The following is a 21,624-nucleotide window of genomic DNA, read 5'->3' on the forward strand; positions in this document are numbered from 1 at the left end:
CCGGTTATTCGCATTTTACGTCAAACAGACGGAGTGGCCGCCGCCGAAATGGCGCTGGTCACCCCATTGCTTATAACCCTGATGTTCGGCTCCTTTGAACTCGGCAATTATTTTCTGAGCGAGCATGTCGTCGTCAAGGCCGTTCGGGATGGCGCCCGCTATGCCGGCCGGTTGTCATTCACAGAATATGATTGTTCTGCGCCCTCGTCTGACGCGATCGACAAGACCCGCAATGTGACGCGAACAGGGCAGGTCGCTTCGGGTGGGGCCGCACGTCTTACAGGCTGGACAAGCCCTGCAACCATTACAGTTTCTGTGAATTGTTCCGCAACAACCACCGGCGGAATCTATAAGGACAAGACCGGCGGCGCACCTGTGGTTACAGTATCGGCGAGCGTTCCTTACAGTTCACTTTTGGGAACTGTCGGTCTCGCCAATCCCAGCCTGACTCTCAACGCGCAGTCGCAATCGGCGGTGCACGGCATATGATCGCGCAATTCCAACAGTTCATTCGGGACGAGCAGGGAGGCCCCGCAGCAGAATTTGCAATGGTTCTGCCAATTCTGTTGATATTCCTGTTGGGAACAATCGATGTCGGCCGTCTCATGTGGGACTGGAACAGAGCGGAAAAGGCCACTCAGATGGGCGTCCGCTTCGCTGTAGCCACTGAGATTGTGCCATCGGGATTGAATACATATAGTTTTGCGGTGGATGGCGGCATTCCTCAGGGGGACCCGGTGCCTCTGGCGAATTTCCCGGGATTGTCGTGCACTGGCACGACATCATCTGCGACATGTACCTGCAAGTCCGGAGGGACCTGTGCGTTTCCGCTCACCGGAAACCATATCGCATTCAACAATATCGTTGACCGCATCAATATGTTCAAATCAGATGTTACAACCGCCAATGTCATCATCGACTATGACTATTCCGGGCTTGGTTTTGCAGGCGACCCCAATGGACCTGACGTTGCCCCTCTGGTAACAATCCGTCTGCAAAACCTCGACTTCCAGCCGCTTCTGACCCAGATTTTCGGTGCCACCGTATCGCTTCCCGATTTCAGCGCTGCGCTGACGCTGGAAGACGGTCAAGGCACTTATTCGAACTAGAGGATGAACAGTGGGCATTTTTGATCATAACAAACCTGAACAGGAGTGGGCATTGTCGCTCGATAACAATCACATCCATCTGATATTGTCGGAAAAGGAACTGGCTGCTTCAGAACTGTCTGATGCCGAAGGCGGCGCGGTGTCCCTGACCGTCGACATGCTTGACCTCGATGCACCGCTGCCGACCGATCTGCTCGAGGAATCTCGAATTGTCGTTATCGAGGTGGATAATGAAGTTCCCTCATCAATCGACCGGATTTCGAATATAGGGAAAGCATTTCCCAACCTCCCGGTCATCGCTGCCGTCCGCAATGCAGCCTTGCCGCTCGTTCGGACCCTGCTGAAAAACGGCGTAGCCGATGTGGTAGAGCTGCCGCTGTCCTATTCCGATTTGTCGGAGGTGCTTCAACAAGTTCTGTCCAGCATGACGAAAGACCAGAAGGCAGAAACCAGTCCGGCCAAGGTCATTTCCGTAATCAAGAGCATAGGTGGTGTTGGTGCCAGCATGATCGCGACCCAGGCCGCCAGCCGATATGCGGAAATGCACCCCAATGATAAAGCCGGAACCTGCCTTTTTGATCTCGATCTGCAATTTGGGAGTATAGCGTCTTATTTGGGGGTCAATCAGCCGCTCAACCTTTCGGATCTGCTCGATGCCGGTTCCCGGATTGACGGCGATCTGCTGCAATCAGTTGCATCCCACCTCCCGACCGGCTTGAAGGTGATCCCCGCCCCGGCAGACATCATGCCGATGGAAGCCGTCAACGCAGAACAGATTTACCGGATCATCGACATTGCATCGCGCGAATTTGACACGATTTTCATCGACCTACCTGGTAACTGGACCAACTGGTCAGTCTCGCTGGTAGCACGGTCGGATATAGTTCTGCTTGTGGTGGAATTGACTATCGCAAGTCTGCGACAGGCAAAACGACAGATCGCCCTTTTGGAAAGTCAGGGCATTTCCGGCGATCATGTTCAGGTTGTTGTCAACCGGGTCGAAAAAAAGCTGTTCCGTTCGATCAATCTCGAGGATGCGGAAAAAGCCATAAATTATCCAGTCCGGCACAGTCTGCACAATGATTATCCGTTGGTCAGCGCCGCTCAGGATCAAGGTGTGCTGATCGAGGAAATTCGTCGCAAGAGCAAAATCAGCAAAGATATAGAGGTCATATTGGAAAGTATTGACGAAACTCTGGGCAGGGCTGACTAGTCATGTGGCAAGTGCGCAAAACGAACGAATTGAAGCCGGGCTTCGGCGCACTCGAAGAAGTCGATGACGATGCCCGGGTCGCCGATACTTCTCTAATGCAGGGCGACAAAGAGGTGCCAGCTGAAAATCTCGATCTTAAGGTCGAACTGCATCGGCGGCTTATCGATCTGATCAACCTTTCGGCGCTGGAAAAGATGTCCAGAGATCAGATCGAAGTTGAAATCGGAGAGATTGTTCACGAACAGCTCGCTCTTCAGCGTCATGCGCTGAACAAAGACGAACGCAAGCGTCTCGTCTCAGATATTCTCGACGAACTGCTGGGCTTGGGGCCGCTCGAACCGCTGCTGCAAGATCCCGCCATCACCGATATCCTGGTCAATGGCCATGACATTGTTTTCGTCGAGAGACACGGGTTGCTCACCCGGACAGAAGTGCGATTCAAGGATGAAAAGCATCTGCTCCGGATCATCCAGAAAATCGTGTCTGCCGTCGGACGCCGGGTTGATGAATCGTCGCCATTCGTGGACGCCAGGTTGGCGGACGGCTCGCGAGTAAACGCGGTTGTGCCGCCCCTTGCTGTCGATGGTTCGCTACTTTCGATACGAAAATTTGCGAAAATTCCGATCAGTATGCAGCGGCTGGCAGAATTGGGCAGCGTCCCGGCCGAGATCGCCCAGGTTTTGCAGGCCGTCGTTCAGGCGCGCCGTAATGTCCTGATCTCCGGCGGTACGGGTTCCGGTAAAACCACTTTGCTCAATGCCATGTCATCCTTCATTGATGAACAAGAACGCATCGTGACGATCGAGGATTCAGCAGAGCTGCAATTGCAGCAAATTCACGTCGCTCGGCTGGAAACACGACCGCCCAATATCGAAGGGCGCGGCGAGGTTTCTCAGCGTGACCTTGTCAAAAATGCGCTGCGAATGCGGCCGGACCGGATCATCGTTGGTGAGGTCCGCGCCGGTGAGGCCTTTGACATGCTGCAGGCAATGAACACCGGCCATGATGGTTCAATGACCACAGTTCACGCCAATACCGCCCGGGATGCACTGTCCAGGGTTGAACAGATGATCGGGATGAGCGGCATCGAAATCTCGCCACGGTCCGCGCGCGGACAAATGGCATCCGCGATCAATGTTGTAATCCAGATTGGCCGACTGGCTGATGGCAGACGGCGTCTTTTGAGCTTGTCGGAACTGACAGGCATGGAAGGCGACGTCATCACCATGCAGGAAATATTCCGCTTCCGGATGAAGGGGCGTGACGAGGATGGGACAGTTCTGGGCCATTTCGAAGCAACCGGCATCAGACCCAAATTCATGAACGAATTGAGCGATCGCGGCCTGACCCTTCCTTCGGAATTATTCCGGCCAGAGAACAGGATTGAATGACATGACCCCTGCCATCATCCGACTATTTGTGCTGATCTTGATTTTTGCATCGGTATTTCTCGCTGCCGAAGCGACGATAAGTTGGATGCGGTCGCGCAGCGGCAGCAGTCGTGCGGTCAACAAGCGGCTAAAGATGATGGAAAGTGGCCTCGACCGCGACGTCGTTCTATCGCAACTGCGCCGGTCGACCGGAAGCAATTTCGATTTCTTGCCTTTCGGACTCGGGAGCCTGGCCCATCGCTTCGAACGCATTTTGCAATCCAGCGGTATCAACATGCCAGTGAGAAATATTGTTTTTCTGATGTTGGCTGGCACCGGGTTGATTTTTGCGGTCACTCTTTTTGGCGCCGCTGCTGCAGGCTACAGCGTGTCTGCCGGTATCACCCAGCTGGCAATAGTCTTTTCGGCCGTGATGGGCATTGGTGTGCCTCTCGTTATCTTTACGCGCCTTAGCGACCGGCGAAGGGCCAAAATGCAGCAGCAATTTCCGGTGGCGCTCGATGTTTTCGTCAGGGGGCTGCGCGCCGGCCATCCGATTTCGGCGGCGTTGGACCTTCTCACTACGGAAATGCAGGATCCGATTGGCAGCGAATTCGGCATCGTGGTTGATGAAGTCAACTATGGCGCAGATCTGCGTGACTCGCTGCAGGGCATGGCGAACCGATGGGAAATGGAGGACATGCAGATGTTTGTAGTATCCCTGTCTGTCCAGAGCGAGACGGGCGGCAATCTGGCGGAAATCCTTGAAAATCTTTCCGGTGTCATTCGGGAGCGCGCGAGCATGATGATGAAGGTCAGGGCGCTGAGTTCTGAAGGTCGGATGACGGCATTGATCCTTACGGCATTGCCGATACTCTCGTTCGCGGGTCTGTTTCTTGTAAAACCGAGCTTCTACCTGGATATCGCGACAGACCCCGCGTTCATCATTGGGTTTTCAGGTTTGGTCCTGCTCTATTTTATCGGGTTTTTTACGATCCGCCGACTGATCGATTTGAAAGTCTGATATGTTTTCTGATCTAGCCCTTTCCGGAACCGTTCGCATCGCCGTTTTGGTAGGCGTGTTTGCACTCGTTTCTGTGGCAGTTATTCTATTATATTCCTTCCTGTCTAAACGCGCTGCGGTGCAGTCGCGTCTGGGTGAAATGCAGCAGAGTGCTGGCAGCGCTTCGGGAACTGGGGGATTGCGCGCAGACTCGCTGAATAGCAGCTGGACACGATTGGCAGACGTCATCGAAAAGCGTGGTGTCTCGCTGGTTGACACGCGTGGCGATTCTCTGCGGACCAAACTGATCGCAGCCGGTTACAGATCTCCTGTAGCGCCGCGGATATTTACCTTGGTTCGACTGATCCTGACACTGGGTCTGCCGTTAATTTTCGTCTTGTTCACTTTGACTTCGGCTTCCCCGCCATCCTTGCTGAAGCTCTATCTGGTGGGACTGACTCTCGCTCTTGTTGGTCTGTTTCTGCCAAACCTGTGGGTTCAGGCACGGGCCGATCGGCGCGAGCAGAAAATCGTCAATGGCTTTCCTGACAGCCTCGATTTGATGCTGGTCTGTGTTGAAGCAGGTCTTGGACTGGAGGCGGCATTTGATCGCGTGGGACGCGAGATGGCGTTATCCTGCCCGCTCGTCTCGGAAATGCTGTGCCTTGCCGTGCTGGAATTGAGAGCTGGCAAGAGCCGTGAAGAAACCCTGCGCATGATGGGCGAGCGCAATCAGATTGATGATATCCGGTCATTCACGACACTGCTTATCCAATCCGACAGTCTGGGGTCGAGTATCGGAACAACATTACGGATTTATGCAACCGAGATGCGGGAAAAGCGCAGGATGCGTGCGGAAGAAAAAGCGCACAGACTGCCTGTTTTGTTATCGATCCCGCTCGTTGCATGCATGTTGCCGGTGATGATCGGTGTATTGATGCTTCCGGCTGCCATTCGTGTCATTCGCGAAGTTGCACCGGCATTGGCGGGGTGAGGAATATGAAAGCACAAAAAATTCTATTGTTAATCACGGCCGGCGCGATGGCCAGCGGTGTAAATGCAAGGGATCGCAAGCTTGATATTGACGTCCAAATCAACAGCGATGCATCACAATCAGCCGCTTCGATGGAGCAAAGCCATTTCTTGATCAGAAACAGGCAATATGGCCTCGCAGTTGACGGTCTTCGTAAAATCATCCGTAGCCAACCCGACAATGCCAAGGCCTACAGCGCCATTGCCGTCGCTTACGACGGTCTTGGCAGGCCCGATCTGGCACGCAAAAATTTTGAAATGGCTTTGGCATATGCGCCCCTTGAAGAAAGGCATTACCGCAACCTGGCGCGCCATCTGGATACCAATGGTGAACGAGCGCTTGCCCGCAATATTATGAACGATTTTGAAATCGCTCGGGCTCAGAAAGCGCAGGACAATGTCTCTCCAGTCATGGAGCCTGCCCTTGATATTACGGCATTGCTCACCCGGCTGGACCGTGAGAATCCAAGCGTTGCCTCGAAAATCTTGGATGACCGGCCATCTGATCCAGCACCGGAGGCACCGGTCAAAAGAGATTCCGCCATCGTCATTGGAGATGACAGGTGGTCCTCCAAGTCTGCCGCAATATTGGAGCCGGATAACGTCGGCAATGGTACAAGTGGTGACAAAGGAGGTGGCCAAGACGCGACGACCGGCGGAACAGAACAAAGCTATGCCATTTCATCGACCACTATCGATGATCTCGATGCTACCATTGCTGACATTTATAAGGGTCTGGGCATAGCGGATGCCGAGCTCGATGCGTCGATCCCCGATCCTGAGAAAGCTGAACCCCTGGAGCAGATCGCCAGATCGCACGCCAGCTTTAGCGATGAGCACAACGTCCAGACCGCCAGCATCCAATCCGAGCCAAATCTGGCTGACTGGCTGAATAACCTCTCAGAGCACCAGGCAGATGGTGCGCGCGAGGTCCAATTGCTGGAGCGACAAAAGCCTTCCCGTTTCACGCCGATGGAATCACAAGTCAGTACCGGTAATTTTCAACTCGTGAGACAATCATTGGGTGAGGTTTTATTGACCTCAAAGCGAACCGATTTTCTGGCACCGAAGCCGGTTAGGTCAGCAAGCAGGGCGATGGACAGCCTGTCACAGCAAAAGCGCCTTGGCGCCCGGCAAGAGGATGCGGGCCACTATCTTGCAGCGATCCGGTCTGTAGTGGATAGCGGCGCAAATCGAACGGCGATGGCGTCAACCGATGTCCTTGCCACTCTGGCGATGAAACAGCTTGATGTGGCAATGGCTGATCTCGCGAAAAAGCGCCACAGCCGCCTGCCGAGAATCGACCAGGGACCATCACGGCAATTGCGGACAATTGCAGCGATGCTGTACCGCGAGGCCGATGCGGCCCGAACCTTCCGACTTCCGCCGGCCAGGCAAAATATACGCGTCACCCTATTCTATCGGAACGAAGCTGCATGCGTGGCCTGAGCTTTTTTCTTTTGCTGGTTTTCTTGCTTCAGACCCCTGGCACGCTGTGGGCAACTGTAACCGAGCAGCATGCACAATCAGGCCGCGGCGCGATAATCGAGGCGGCCATCGAGGGCGGACGGCTAGTGCAAGCCTCGGAAATGTTGTCTGAAATGAGGAAGCGTCACCTGGATTCCGAAAAAGCCGAGCTGGAGATTCTCGAAGCGGAGCTGGCGATAACCCGCAAAGACGATCAGCGGGCGATCAAGCTATTTGCTAATCATTTATATCATCCGCAATATCTGTGCCGCGCCAAGGAGGGCAGTGGTATCGCACGTGCGCGGTCAGGTGAGTGGCAGGCCGCAATGGAACTTCTCGCCGATGTGACAATAAAATGTCCTGATCGATGGAAAGCCTGGAACATGATGGGCATATCACTGGCGCATTTTGGTAAATTTCAGGCCAGCAGATATGCATTCGACACCGCACTTTTCCGTTCCGATTATTCTCCCGTCGTGCTCAACAATCTCGGCTACTCTCTGTTGGCCAGACAAGAATATGCAGAAGCTGCGGAGATTTTTGAAATGGCGATCGTCAAGCAACCTGAAAATGAAAGATTGCAGAACAATCTGGATATTGCGCGGGCTGCCATTGGTGAAGCGCCGAAGAGGTCCACGAAAGAATCACAATCACGCTGGGTCGAGCGGCTAACCAACAGTGGCTATGCGGCGCTTCTGACCGGGAACAAGCAGGCCGGTATTGCGCTTCTGTCCAATGCGGTCATCGGTTCCAGTTCCATGGCATCCAAGGCTGCAGCCAATATGCGCTTGAAAACAGGCGGCGTTGATAAGCCATGACATTGAATTGGATATTGTTAGCTCTAACCGCTCTGCTGGTCCTTGCCGCGATCCAGGACGCAGTGTCGATGCGAATTTCAAACCTGTTTTCGGTTGCGGTCGTAGGGTTATTCGGCCTGTGGATCGTGGTTCACGGTTTCCCTGATAATGGATGGGAAAATGGGGTGCATTTTGCGATCGCCCTGGCGGTGGGCATGGGTCTGTTTGCGATGGGATGGTTTGGGGGCGGCGACGCAAAATTATACGCTAGCTGTGCTTTGTGGTTTGACTTCGCATCCAGCATAGTCCTGTTGTTCAGCATCTCCATGGCAGGATTGATCCTGATGCTGGCCATGCTGGTTACGCGCCGGTTTCGAAAAAAACGGGCCCATCCTAATCCTTTTGAAGATGAGAACGTTAGAAAAACAATGCAAATGCCCTACGGCGTGGCGATCGCAGCAGGGACTATCCTCACGATTTACTGGGTTGGTGTGAATCCAAGCGGTCTTGAAGCTTTTGATCCGACTGCGGTATCTGTGCCCCTGAATTAGGGCAGCGCTTTTTGCCTGAAAAGAACGTCAGCTATGGTTGTCCGTTGTAATCTGGCTGAGAGCGATCAGAAGCTGCGTTCTCGATTTGACCGCCATTTTGCTAAAGATATTGTGTAGATGGGTTTTAACAGTGCCTTCGGTCAATCCGCATTCCTCTGCTATTTCTCTGTTTCTCAGGCCAGAAGTAACATGCGACACGATTTCGCGCTCCCGAGCGGTCAAGCTGTTCAAGGCGTCCGTCCGAGCGGAAGGATTCTCGACCGAATGATGCAATGCGCGTTCGGTTACTCCTCTATCGAAATATGTGTTTCCAGCCAGGACCGTTGTAATGCAGTCCATAATTTCTGACGGTGCGCTTTCTTTCAATATAATGCCACGGACGTCGAGTTTTAACGCTTCCACGGTATCTTGCGGCTTTATGTGAACGGTAAGGAAAATTACCGGAACTTTTGACCCTGCTGCATGGAGCGAGCGCAAGATATCCATCCCGCCGCCGCCTATGATCGTGATGTCCAACAGGAACAGGTCGAATTCATTTTCTTCTATCAGTTCCGCAGCTTCTTCAGCTGATTGGGCGCAGAAGACTTCGTATCCGTCGTGGGTTTTGATGAATTGCTTTAATCCATCGAGAAAAATGGGATGATCGTCGACAAGTAGAAGTTTAATCATTTTCTGTAAAATCCATAGGGATGCTGATAGCGAGCAGGGTACTATCTTCTAAGCCAACTGCATAGGCTTGACCGTTGACCATTTCCAGTCGTTGCGACAGGGAACGGGATGCTAATATGTCTCTGGCCGCATGAGCGCTGTTAGTCTGCGTATTGGAGGCGTTCAGATCGTCTTTCAGAGACATCATCAAGTCTCCTTGGCTTAGCGCCAACGCAAATGTCAGCTGCTTGGCTTTCGCATGACGGATTGCGTTGGCGATGATCTCGCGGACAAGATGTTCTATGTTTTCGGCAGATTCGCGATCGACCGGAAGAGCCGGTTCTTGCGACGCCAATTTGATCGAGATATCCCATTGGAGGCTTAAGGTTTTTAGGCATACTTCGATCATTTCGACGAGGTTTACCGATTCATCGCCGACTTCATCATCGTGCAGTAAAGACCTTAATCTGGTCTGTTCTACGGTTATCATATCAATGGTCTTGCGCAAGGCGTCCAATTCGGGGTTGGAGATGGAAGCCGGGGTCGAAATGATTGTAACCAGACGCATTTTCAGCGCCGCGAGGGACTGCAATATGCCATCATGCATATCCCGACGGGCGAGGTCGCGCGCCAGTCCCATCATGTCCTGACGTCTTTCATCCCACTTTGATGCATCATCAAAATATCGCTCCAGTTGTCTGGTTAGCGTTATCAAATCGTTTCTCAGCGTCTCTTCAATTGGCGTGCAGGTCGAGAAAAACATCCGCCCTCGAATGTTACCAAGTTCAAAATCGAACAAAACCCCGTCGCTGAAACCTAGCCCGGCCAGTCCGCGTGCCATTCGTTCAAAAGAAGCAGGCACCGGTGATCGCTGACCACTTCTAATATCGGTCTGAATGCCATGATCGAGTTCTACAATGTTCGGTTCACCGCCATGAGATACATAATCTGTTAGCTGGGATCTCAATGCGTCTGCTGATGATGGTGGAATGGCGGTGCTGGTCAATATCGTCTTGCCTTCCCGCCTGTTTGGGCTGTCCAAGATGCAAACAAGCTTGCTACCCGGATATATCCGGTGGATGCAGTCAAAGACCGGTGGGATATTGTGCTTGCCCAATCCGACGGCAAACTTTTCCCGCCACGGTTGCTGGAATGGTAGAAGCCGTTCGACGACGCTAATGTGCATTATCGTCAAGAATGACAATAGAACGGCAGATAACGACAGCAGAAATAGCAGTATTTCACCCGCCACATTCAATTCGAAATACCTCGCAGGCCAGTCGACGCCCACCATGTCGAAGACAGCAAGGGGCCGAACCAGCAATGCCGCAACCGGAATGATGGCAAGAAATGCATCTAAACGGCCCGAGCGTCTCAAGATCAGAAATATTAGGGAGAGGCCAGCCAATGCCAGCGCGGACAACGTATAGACGGGAAAGAATACAATCACGACCGCACTGACCAACATGTCGGTCACAACCATTAGTCGGCCGCCAAGCCTCCAACGGAATTGGCCGGTCAGCGCAAGTATAATAGATACTATGGCCCAAGAGATTGGAACCAGCGCAATCCAATCTATCGTTGTCCAACCAATGTCACTCCAGTTTACAGCAGAATCGAGCAAGGTGATCGAAAATAGAAACCTCGCAAGAGGCAAGGCGATATTGAAAATAACCACAATGTCGCGGCGAAGGAAATCGACAATATCAAATGCTTCTGTTGGCGACTCGGAGTTGATTCGAACGCTATTATATTCCTTTGGCGGTGAGTGCATGAAATAAACCCTGCATCAATTATTCACATTTGTCAGCAGTTATATCCTTTCTCATACTTTTGGTATAAAACTTTAGGTAAAATTTTGTAAAAATTGGATAAAATTTTTCTAAAATCCCTAATAAATAGTTAATGGTCGTGACTCTGAAATTGAATCAAAATATAAATCTGAGTGCGGATTGAGCCTAATTTCAAATTTTCGGGTCGCCCCTCAATCCAATTTTTGTTTCGGGTCCGGCTCGGAGGAAATTCCTCTCGCTGAACCCCATATGGCTGCGGGGCGATTATGCAGAACAGGCGAGTTTTTTCGATTTATTTCCGACCATCTTTCGATGCGATCATCGAGGGCGGCGAGAGTCTATCCGATACGAAAGCAGCCGGCACCCTCGCGGGACATTTCTCCCGAAGCTTTTCTGCTTCGCCAGCTATCAAGCAACTCATCCTGACGGGAATTTAATATGGATTTCGAGCACAATAGCCTGGACCAAGGTTTCGACACCCCAGACCAAAACGATGTCCGGGAGCCCGGAAGTTATGTTGGGGAAGCTTCGTTTAGCTCAACGGTTAGTCTTCAGGCTGCAGGGTCCATTCCGATGCTCCAGGCAGGGACGCAAAACACGGTCATTTTGCCGGCAGGCGTTGAATTGGATGACATTCGGGTAGTCGGCCGCGATCTCGTGATCAGCCTGCCTGACGGAAGCGATATGGTAATCCCTGACGGCGCGGTGTTCATCCCTCAGTTCGTCATTGACGGCGTGTCTGTTCCTCCTCTCAATCTGGCGGCCTTGCTGGTCGGCAACGAACCACAGCCTGCTGCTGGTCCGCCGCAAAGTTCGGGCGGTAATTTTGCCGATCCGGTGGGCGATATCGGCGACCCCTTTGAATTGGGTGATCTGTTGCCGCCGACCGCACTTTCTTTTCCGGAATTCGAGCAGGATGAATTGTTCCCGTTCGAACCCGAGGATGAGGAAGACGAGCTGCCGGCCGCAATCATCGTTACACCGGACAATCCGACCGGTGCTACCAATGCCTCCAGTAGCGTCGACGAATCCGGTCTTCCTGCGCGCGGCAGCGAACCGGAAGGAACAAATGCTTCTGGCAATGGCGAAACCACCGTCGGCTCTATTATATTCAATCCCGGCGATGGCCCGGCAGTTGTTTCGATCAACGGAGTCGCTATCACCGCTGTCGGGCAAAGCTTTGCCGGCAACTTTGGCACGCTGACGATTACCAGCATAAGCAATGGCTCCATCGGTTACACCTATACGCTGGACGATAATACATCGGGGGATAATACGGCTGACCAGTTTGCGGTTTCCGTGGTCGATGCAGATGGCGACGTCGCCAATGCCGATCTGACTATTTCCATTATCGATGATGCGCCGGTTGCCGTGATGGACACGGACAGCATTGCGGCGGGCGAATATGGTCCTGCGACCGGCAATGTGATTACCGATAGCGAAGCCGACGGCGGTGCGGACATCCAGGGCGCGGACGGCGCGCTTGTGGCCGGCGTTGCGGCAGGAGACACGGGCGCTGTGCTGGTTGATGCCGGCACGGTCGGCACCAGCGTCAACGGCCTCTACGGGGTTCTGACCCTCAACGGCGACGGCAGCTACAGCTACGCGCGCAATCCCGACAGCCCGGGCGGCGTACAGGACGTATTTACCTATACGTTGCTGGACGGGGACGGCGATACGTCTGTCACCACCCTGACCATCGACATTGCCGACAGCCCTGTCACCCTGACCCTGCCGGTAAGCGGCGACGCGGGGGCGGTGGTCGACGAAGAAGGTCTGCCTGCCCGTGGCGCGGAATCGCCTGGTTCCAACGAAGCGTCCGATCTTGAAACGACTGCGGGAACGATCAGCTATAATGCAGCCGACGGACCGGCAACGGTAACCATCAACGGCGTGGCCGTGACTGCGATTGGCCAGACCTTTGCAGGTGCATCGGGCACTTTGACCATTACCGGTATCGCCAACGGCGCTGTCACCTACAGCTATACGCTGGCCGACAATACGTCGGGCGACAATATAAGCGACGATTTCGCTGTCGTGATCACCGATCAGGACGGCGACTCCGCCTCCGGCACGCTGAGTATCGCGATTATCGATGATGCGCCGGTTGCGGTGATGGACACGGACAGCATTGCGGCGGGCGAATATGGCCCTGCGACCGGCAATGTGATTACCGATAGCGAAGCCGACGGCGGCGCGGACATCCAGGGCGCGGACGGCGCGCTTGTGGCCGGCGTTGCGGCAGGAGACACGGGCACTGTGCTGGTTGATGCCGGCACGGTCGGCACCACCGTCAACGGCCTCTACGGGGTTCTGACCCTCAACGGCGACGGCAGCTACAGCTACGCGCGCAATCCCGACAGCCCGGGCGGCGTGCAGGACATATTTACCTATACGTTGCAGGACGGGGACGGCGATACGTCTGTCACCACCCTGACCATCGACATTGCCGACAGCCCTGTCACCCTGACCCTGCCGGTAAGCGGCGACGCAGGCACTATCGTGGAAGAATCGGGCCTGCCCAATCGTGGCGCTGAGCCGGAAGGCACGAATGAACCTGCAGATAGCGAGACGACGGCGGGAACGATCACATTCGATGCGCCGGACGGCCCCGGTACTGTCACGATTGACGGCGTTGCCGTGACTGCTGTCGGCCAGACTTTTGTCGGCAGCTTCGGAACATTGACCATTACCGGCATCACCAATGGCGCGATCACCTACAGCTACACGCTGGCCGACAACAGCTCCGGCGATGCGACCAGCGACAGCTTTGCCATAGTGGTTACGGATATAGACGGCGATATTTCGAACGGTGTTTTGACGATAGATATCATCGATGATGCACCGATTGCCTTGGACGATCTGGCGATAACGCTGGCAGAAGATGCGCCGGGCACCGTGGGCGGCAATGTGCTGGCCAATGATACGCAAGGCGCTGACGGCGCGGTTGTCACCTCTGTCACGATCGGGGGCATTACGACGACGATAAACCCAGTCGGTACAACCGATGTGGTAACGGCTAACGGGACCTATTCGTTCACGGCTGCTGGAGCCTGGACATTCGATCCGAACCCCAATCTCGACCAGAGCGGCGGTGATGTCGATGCTTCCTTCACCTATACAATCACCGACGGCGACGGCGATATCGCGACGGCCGAGCAGCCTATATCGATCACCGATGGTGCCGATCCGCTCGCAGGCGCGCCGATAACACTGACCCTTGATGATCAGAATCTGGCCGACGGTTCGACGCCGGCGGGTCCCGACTTCGTTGACGGGAACATCACGTTTACTGCCGGATCAGATGCGATCAGTTCGATCGTTTTCGGTACGGATCTCAGCGCCTTGTCGGGTGGGCTGACGTGGGTGCGTGTTGACAGCAACACGATCACGGGCAGCGATGGCACGAATGTCATCGTCACCCTGTCTCTCTCGGTTTCCGCAAATGTTGCGACGGTAACAGCAACGCTGAACGACAATTATGACAGCCATCCGGTGTTTACCGCCGATGATCTGCAAGCACTCGGCTCGGTTACGGTGGTGGCGACAGACAGCGATGGCGACACCGCCACCGGTACGGTCAACATCAATGTTTCCGACGATGTCCCGACAGCCTTTGCCGACTTTGACTCGGTCAAGGAAGACGGCGGGTTAATCGCCGACGGGAATGTGCTTACCGGCATCGGCGGCGCCGATGCCAACAGTACCGACGGCGTTGCGGATGTCCAGGGCGCAGACGGAGCGACGGTCACCGGCCTTGCATTTGGCCTGGTAGCGGGCACTCTGGGGATTGCGCTGGATGGTGCCTATGGCAAACTGACGCTGAACGCGGATGGCGGCTACAGCTATATGCTGACCAACAATGACCCGGCGGTTCAAGGGCTCGATGACGGTGAGACGCTGACCGAAATATTCACCTATACGATCACCGACGCGGATGGCGATGAAGCCAGCACGACCCTGACCATCACCATCAATGGCACCAATGATGCTCCACAAGTGGGCGCTTCGATGGCGGCGGTCTCCGAAGAAGGACTGCTCGGCGGCATTGCCGACGGCGTTGCTGCAGCGGGAAGCAGCGACACGACCGATGCAGCCACTTTCACGGGCCAGATCGCCATCACCGATGTCGACGGCGAGGCGCAGACAGTAACGCTGGGAGATCCCGGTGCGGTTCTGACTTCGGCAGGCGCTGCTGTCACGTGGAGCGGCGTCGGAACGCAGACGCTGACCGGATCGGCGAGCGGAAGTGCCGTTATCCAGATCACTATCGACAATAGTGGCAATTACACGATTAGCTTGATCGGCAAGATCGACCATGCCGACGCGGGCTTTGAAACGGCCGGCGAAGATCAGCTGGTCTTCACCGTCCCCGTGACATCGGATGACGGTAGGGTCAGCACGACCAATGCGACAGGCCTGACCATTACCATAGAAGACGACAGTCCGTCTGCCGTTGCCGACACCGCCACCGTCGCCGAAGGCGCAACGATCGGCGGAAATGTCGTCACCGATGCGGTTACCGGCGATTCAGCCGGTGCCGACGGTTTCGCATCTTCCGGCGCCGTGACAGGCGTCGCGACCGGCAATGATACAAGCAGTGCGGTTTCGGGTAATGTAGGCATTGTTGTCAACGGGACCTACGGCAAGCTGACGATAAGCAGTGACGGCACCTATAGCTATATGTCGACGCCAGGGAGCGTGCCTCCAGGCGGCGCGACAGACACATTTGTCTATACGGTTACAGACGGGGACGGCGACACTTCTACCACCACGTTGACGATCTCGCTCAACGACTCCGGTCTCGCGGCAAGCAGCGACGATGTCAGTGTCAACGAAGCCGCGCTTGATACGGTGGGCAGCGATCCTGCCAGCAATGCCGAAACGATATCGGGCACGATTGCCGATAATGTTACCGGCGGCACCGGACCCTATAGCTATACTGTTGTCGGGAGCAATGTCGGCTCCAACGGCACGCTTACCCTCAATCCGGACGGCAGCTACAGCTATACGCTGACCACGCCGGTAACCGGGGCGACCGCCAACAACGGTACGAACATCGAAAATAATGTCGAAACCTTCACCATCGAGGTCAAGGACGCAAACGGCAATACAACGACAACGACGATCACGGTCGATATAATTGACGATGTTCCGTCGACCACGAGCAACACGGCGGTTCAGCTGGATGACGATGCCCTTGGCGGCAATGCCGGCGGAACCGGCGACGTTGATCCGGATACGGCGAACACCGCCGGTACACTGAACCATGTGTTCGGCGCAGACGGCGGCACGCTGGCCTTGCTCGCCTCTGGCACACCGCCAACCGGTTTCACCTATGAAATCTCTGGCGGCGATCTGCTGATCAAGCAGGGCGCGACAACCGTGATCACAGTGACGCTGGACAGCGCCACTGGCGCCTATACGGTGACCCAGAATGCAGCGATTGATCACGCCGCAGGTCTCGATGAGAACGATATCAGCTTCACGCTCAACTATCAGGTGACCGACGGTGATGGCGACGTTGCTGCGGGCAGTTTGCAGATCAACGTCGATGATGACACGCCAACGGTAAGCGTCGTTAGTCCGCCCGTTTCGCTGGTGGTAGACGAAACCGACCTGGGCACCGACGCAAGCGCAAGTTTTGCCGGTATCTTTGCCAGCAGCTTCGGTGCGGATGGCGCGGGGTCCATCACCTATACGCTTGGTACAATTGCCGGACCAAGCGGTCTTGTAGACACTGCAACGGGCCAGAATGTCATATTGTCGCTGAACGGAACAGTGGTTGAAGGCCGGACCGAAACAGGCGGTGATCTCGTATTCACGATTACGGTAGCGGCCAACGGAACCGTCACGCTCAATCAAATACAGGCGGTTGTGCACGGCACCAATCCGGATCCCAACGATCCGGCAAGCCTGTCTGCCGCCAATCTCGTTACATTGACCGCAACGGTCACCGATGGCGACGGCGACTCCGCCACCGCCATCGCCGATATTGGATCATCGTTTGTCTTCCGCGACGATGGTCCATCCATTGATGCCGCTGTATCGGATGCTGACACAGTGATGCTGGTCACACAGGATGCCGATACGGTTGGTCCCGCTTCAGATACAGCTGTTTCCACAGCCAACTTCGGTGGCGCCTTCTCGATTGCATCTTCCAGCTATGGTGCGGATGGTGCGGGCAGCACGGTCTGGTCCTATGCACTGGTCGTCGACAACGCCGTTTCGGGTCTCTCCAGCGATGGGGTGCCTATCACGCTGACGCTTAACGGCACGGTTGTCGAAGGCCGCGTTGGCGCAGAGCTGATCTTCACGATCGCCACCGACGCGACCAGTGGTGTTGTCACTCTGACCCAGTTTGCCGAGATTGATCATGGCCTGCCGGGTGATAGCTCCGGCTATGATGCTCAACTGGCCACTCTGGCGAATGGTCTGGTTTCGCTCAACGGCACCGCCACGATCACCGATGGTGATGGTGATACGGCCAGCGAAACTGTGTCTCTGGACCTGGGCGGCAATGTCAAATTTGCCGATGATGGTCCTTCGGTTACCGCTACGCCTACCGCGGCCATGCTGATGGTCGACGAAACCACTCTTGGCACGGATGCCACCGCCGATCTTTCGGGCGCGTTCACGGTCGCCTATGGCGCGGACGGAGCGGGAACAACCACCTATGCGCTGTCAATATCCGCTACGGACGCCGATAGCGGTCTGGTCGATGTTGCCACCGGGGAAGCTGTGCTTCTGCGGGTCAATGGCAATATTGTCGAAGGCTATAGTGCTACTGGCGGGGTGGTCTTCACACTTTCGGTAAACGCCAGCGGTGTCGTCGAACTCGACCAGCTGCGCGCGGTGGAGCACACGCCCGACACCGGGGCAGATCAATCCGCAGGATTGGCCGGGACGAACCTCATCACGCTGACCGCCACCGCCACCGATGGCGACGGCGATACAGCATCGGGTGCAATTGATCTGACCGGTGCCTTGACGTTCAAGGATGACGGGCCGAGCATTGATGCTGCTGTTGACGCGGCCACTGCCGTGATGCTTGTAACCCAGGATGCGGAAACCGATGGCGATCCGACGGATCAGGATATTGCAAGCACGACCGCCAATTTCGGCGGCGCTTTCTCGATCGCTTCATCCAGCTATGGTGCCGATGGCGCGGGATCGATTGCCTGGTCCTATGCCTTGGTGGTCGACAGTGCCACTTCCGGCCTGACCAGCGGCGGAGACGCGATCAACCTGTATTTGGTCAGCGGAACCGTCGTTGGTTCCACAGCCGCGGATGCCGGCTCGATTACGGCGGGTAACACGATTTTCACGATCGGAACCGATGCCGTAACCGGTGTTGTGACGCTGACGCAATTTGCCGAAATAGATCACGACACTCCAGGAGTCGGCTCCGGCTATAATCTGCAGCAGGCAATGCTCGGCAACGGTCTGGTTTCGCTGGAGGGAACCGCGACGATCACCGACCGTGATGGCGACAGCGCATCTGAAACGGTATCGCTAGATCTTGGCGGTAATATAAAATTTGATGATGACGGTCCATCGGCTAACCCGGGGAATTCGACAGGAACCGTCGACGAAGACGGCCTTGCGGGCGGTATCGAGGGGGGCACGGGCGATGTTGCCGGTGTGATAACAAACGTATCGGGCAGCGTCACCACGCTGTTCAACGCCGGAGCAGATGCACCGCTCACTTACCAGCTCCTGACCGACACGAGCGGTCTGCCGGCTCTGACATCGGGTGGAGCTACCGTGACATATGCAGTGGTCAACAATGTCCTGACGGCATCGGCTGGCGGCAATCCCGTATTCACATTCACTTTGAACGAAACATCCGGCGCATGGGACTTCGTCCTTTCGGGACCGCTCGATCACGCGACCGGTGACAATGAAAATGATATCGTGCTCAGCCTTGGCAGCCTGTTGCAGGCGACCGATTTTGATGGCGATTTTGTAACGGCTGCGGGTTCGGTGGTTATCACGATTGATGATGATACGCCGACTGCAACCAACGAAGCATCGCAAAATGTCAATGAAGGCGCCACCGTTTCGGGGACGCTGGATTTCATGGGCGGCGCTGACAGTGCGACCGTTACCCATGTCAATGGTGCAGCGCTCGTCTTCACGGCCGGCCCTGCCGAGTTTAGCGACTGGGTGGATATTGGCGACGGCATGATCCGCGTGAAAGCTGACGGATCATATGAGTTTACCGCTGACAATCCAACGATTAGCCCGGTAACGCCAACGACGGCCACCTTCACGGTTACCGATGGCGATGGTGATACGGCCACCGCCAATGTGAGCTTCCAGATCCTGGATGCCAATGTTCCGACCGCCGGCACGAGCGCAGCTCTGGTTGACGATGATGGTCTGGCTGGCGGCAACCCGCTCAGCACGATTGATGGCGCAACCGATGCCAATGCCGATGGCGACAATAACCCCGCTACCTTTGGCGGCATATTGACCCACAATTTCGGCGGCGATGGCGCTGGATCAATCAATTTTGCATCGATGGACGGTCTGACTGCAACCATCGGCCAGGAGACGGTTACCTATGCCTGGTCAGGCAGCACGTTGACCGCGACCATCACCGGTGGAGCGCGCAATGGGATCGACCTCTTCACGGTCGAGGTCACTGACTCCGCAACAGGGGCTTATGAAGTCACCTTGCTCGACAATGTCCTGCATGCAACTGGTCCCAACGAAGAGAATGCAGTCGATCCGGTTGCGGCGCTTGGCTATACGGTGCTGGATGCCGATGGTTCGAGCGCATCGGGGACTTTGAACATAAGCTTTGACGATGATGCGCCGACGCTGAGTTCTTTCTCCGATGAAACGGTCGCGAACGCTGCAGGACAAGTGGCAAATGGCACGTTTACCTATGCCCCGGGCGCTGACGATCATGCCAGCTTCAATATTTCCGGGCCGACTCTGGACGGTGTGACCAACACCGTGACGCAAAATGCAGATGGTGCGCTGCTTACAGCCACCGTCGATGGCAGCGGTGAAATTTTGTATACCTTGCAAGTCAATACTGACGGAACATATGATTTTACGCTGGTAACTCCGGATGCGGGATCGACTGAAACCATCAGTCTGCTCGGTCTGGGTGCAAGTGGTCCGGATGGCTTTTTGGAAGTGCCTGCCGGTAATGTCGAATTTACCGACAATGAAACGGGTGAAGGGATTAATTCCTCAACCCAGGGCTTCGGTATCCAAAATCAGTTTGTCGGCAATGGTGAAAGCTTCACCATGGAATTTCACGATCCCGGTATTGTCGGTGACGAACCGACTGCGTCCAACCCGAATCTGATAGATTCGGTGGCCTTGGGTAACAACAATATCAACGGCTCTTTGACAATTCAGTGGACGGCTACAAACTCCGTTACCGGCCAGACAGAAACAGGGGTCATTGTTGTCAGTGGCACGACCACTCTGATTGACCCGACGATATCCTTCAACCACCTTTTGATCGAAGGAATCGGTGGTAACGGTCAGGGCGTGCGGTTCTCCTCGCTGGATATTACCAAACAAATTATTCCTCAGGATCTCAATCTGCCATTCCAAGTGTCGGCAGTGGACGGCGACGGAGATGTGACCCAGCTGGACGATTTCAACGTCTTTATAGATGCGTCGCTAGCACCTACTCTGGCCCCTCTCGCTCCGATCAACTTCCTCGGTTTCGAGAATGAACCGGTCTTCATGGCGCTGGATTCCGATGGCCAACCGGCCTCCAACGACAATGGCGGCCTGATGCTGCAGAACATCAATGGCCTGGGTGAGAATGTCGCGCTGATCGAGCCGGCAAATGCCGAGGTAACACCGGCTGCCAAGACCATGCTTGCCAATTCCAACGAGGCGCAAGCGGCCCGGGCCGGAGTGAAAGCACCGGCAGCGGCGCAGATCGCGCTGGCTGCAACCTTGCTGGCTGCAAATAGCCAACCCGAGGAATCGGCCGGTAGCAGGGATGCATCGCTTGGTGAGATCGGCAATAAAGCAGCTCTGGATTTCGGGGCGGCTGAAAATCAATCACAGCCCGAAGCCGTCGAGCTCGATGGCGTCCAGGCCGCGAATGAGGAAGCCGGCCCCGCTGGCCAAGCGTCCGCGTCCGGTGACTATAGCGGCGGATCTGACGAAGCATCGGCTGAATCCGCGGTCGACGGTGGCGAAGAGATGTTTGCCGAGGAAAGCTCGGGCAGCAACGACGCGCAGCCCGGATTCGATGCGAGCGAGTTCCAGCCCGCCTCCGGCCTGCAGCTCGACATGGGCATTGCGATGAATGTGGAAGCGCTGGCTCCCGTTGGCGAAACGCCCGCACCGGTGCAGCTCGACATTGCGGCCCCCGACACGCCACCGGCGACTGTTGAAGAGATCGTCGCCGATGCGATTGACGGTGGTTCACCGGAGATTGTTTCGATTGACGCAGTGATTGATGCCTTCGCCGGTAATGAAACCGAAGGCGGTCGCGGAGCGATCGAGCATCTTCCGGAACAGGCGCTTCCGGAGCAGATTCTGGACATGTTTGTCATGGGCGATGCCGGACCGCTGTCTCCGGGCGTATCAGACGGTCTGCAGACGCATATCGACATGGCGGATGCCGGCCAAGCGGCGGGCTAATTAAAAAGA

At 55.5% G+C, this 21,624-nt stretch carries 12 protein-coding genes; 10 read left to right on the forward strand and 2 right to left on the reverse strand.

What is annotated here, in order from left to right:
• Positions 1-33 precede the first annotated feature (33 nt).
• The 9 genes from HUO14_RS10695 (at position 34) to HUO14_RS10735 (ending at position 8,542) form a co-directional block, all read left to right on the forward strand.
• Positions 34-489, forward strand: a complete 456-nt coding sequence (locus HUO14_RS10695; protein ID WP_343046092.1) for a TadE family protein — start codon at positions 34-36, stop codon at positions 487-489.
• A complete protein-coding gene (locus HUO14_RS10700; RefSeq protein ID WP_176279831.1) occupies positions 486-1,109 on the forward strand; it encodes a TadE/TadG family type IV pilus assembly protein in 624 nt (207 codons plus the stop codon). Before HUO14_RS10695 ends, HUO14_RS10700 begins: the two co-directional genes overlap by 4 nt.
• A gap of 52 nt (positions 1,110-1,161) precedes the next feature.
• Positions 1,162-2,322: a CpaE/TadZ family protein gene (locus tag HUO14_RS10705; RefSeq protein WP_176279832.1), complete on the forward strand. Its 1,161-nt coding sequence runs from the start codon at positions 1,162-1,164 to the stop codon at positions 2,320-2,322.
• A 95-nt stretch (positions 2,323-2,417) separates the two neighbouring features.
• Complete coding sequence (locus tag HUO14_RS10710) at positions 2,418-3,713, forward strand: TadA family conjugal transfer-associated ATPase (protein WP_335646960.1); 1,296 nt, start codon at positions 2,418-2,420, stop codon at positions 3,711-3,713.
• 1 nt (position 3,714) lies between these two features.
• The gene (locus HUO14_RS10715; RefSeq protein WP_176279834.1) at positions 3,715-4,716 is read left to right on the forward strand and encodes a type II secretion system F family protein; all 1,002 of its coding nucleotides are present in this window, start codon (positions 3,715-3,717) and stop codon (positions 4,714-4,716) included.
• 1 nt (position 4,717) lies between these two features.
• Positions 4,718-5,689 (forward strand): type II secretion system F family protein, encoded by a 972-nt coding sequence (locus HUO14_RS10720; RefSeq protein WP_176279835.1) that lies wholly within the window; start codon positions 4,718-4,720, stop codon positions 5,687-5,689.
• 5 nt (positions 5,690-5,694) lie between these two features.
• The gene (locus tag HUO14_RS10725) at positions 5,695-7,176 is read left to right on the forward strand and encodes a tetratricopeptide repeat protein (protein ID WP_176279836.1); all 1,482 of its coding nucleotides are present in this window, start codon (positions 5,695-5,697) and stop codon (positions 7,174-7,176) included.
• Positions 7,164-8,012: a tetratricopeptide repeat protein gene (locus tag HUO14_RS10730; protein WP_176279837.1), complete on the forward strand. Its 849-nt coding sequence runs from the start codon at positions 7,164-7,166 to the stop codon at positions 8,010-8,012. The genes HUO14_RS10725 and HUO14_RS10730 overlap by 13 nt, the downstream gene beginning before the upstream one ends.
• Positions 8,009-8,542 carry an A24 family peptidase gene (locus HUO14_RS10735; protein ID WP_176279838.1) on the forward strand — a complete coding sequence of 178 codons (534 nt, stop codon included), beginning with the start codon at positions 8,009-8,011 and terminating at the stop codon, positions 8,540-8,542. Before HUO14_RS10730 ends, HUO14_RS10735 begins: the two co-directional genes overlap by 4 nt.
• A gap of 27 nt (positions 8,543-8,569) precedes the next feature.
• On the opposite strand, the gene HUO14_RS10740 is transcribed toward HUO14_RS10735, so the two are convergent.
• Positions 8,570-9,211 carry a response regulator gene (locus HUO14_RS10740; protein WP_176279839.1) on the reverse strand — a complete coding sequence of 214 codons (642 nt, stop codon included), beginning with the start codon at positions 9,209-9,211 and terminating at the stop codon, positions 8,570-8,572.
• Positions 9,204-10,964: a sensor histidine kinase gene (locus HUO14_RS10745; protein WP_176279840.1), complete on the reverse strand. Its 1,761-nt coding sequence runs from the start codon at positions 10,962-10,964 to the stop codon at positions 9,204-9,206. The genes HUO14_RS10740 and HUO14_RS10745 overlap by 8 nt, the downstream gene beginning before the upstream one ends.
• A gap of 643 nt (positions 10,965-11,607) precedes the next feature.
• Here HUO14_RS10745 and HUO14_RS10750 point away from each other — a divergent pair.
• Positions 11,608-21,615, forward strand: coding sequence for a DUF5801 repeats-in-toxin domain-containing protein (locus HUO14_RS10750; protein ID WP_176279841.1), 10,008 nt, complete (start codon positions 11,608-11,610; stop codon positions 21,613-21,615).
• The last annotated feature ends 9 nt before the right edge of the window (positions 21,616-21,624 follow it).

It is taken from the genome of Parasphingorhabdus flavimaris, from assembly GCF_013371215.1.
In the GTDB taxonomy this organism is placed as follows: Bacteria; Pseudomonadota; Alphaproteobacteria; order Sphingomonadales; family Sphingomonadaceae; genus Parasphingorhabdus; species Parasphingorhabdus flavimaris.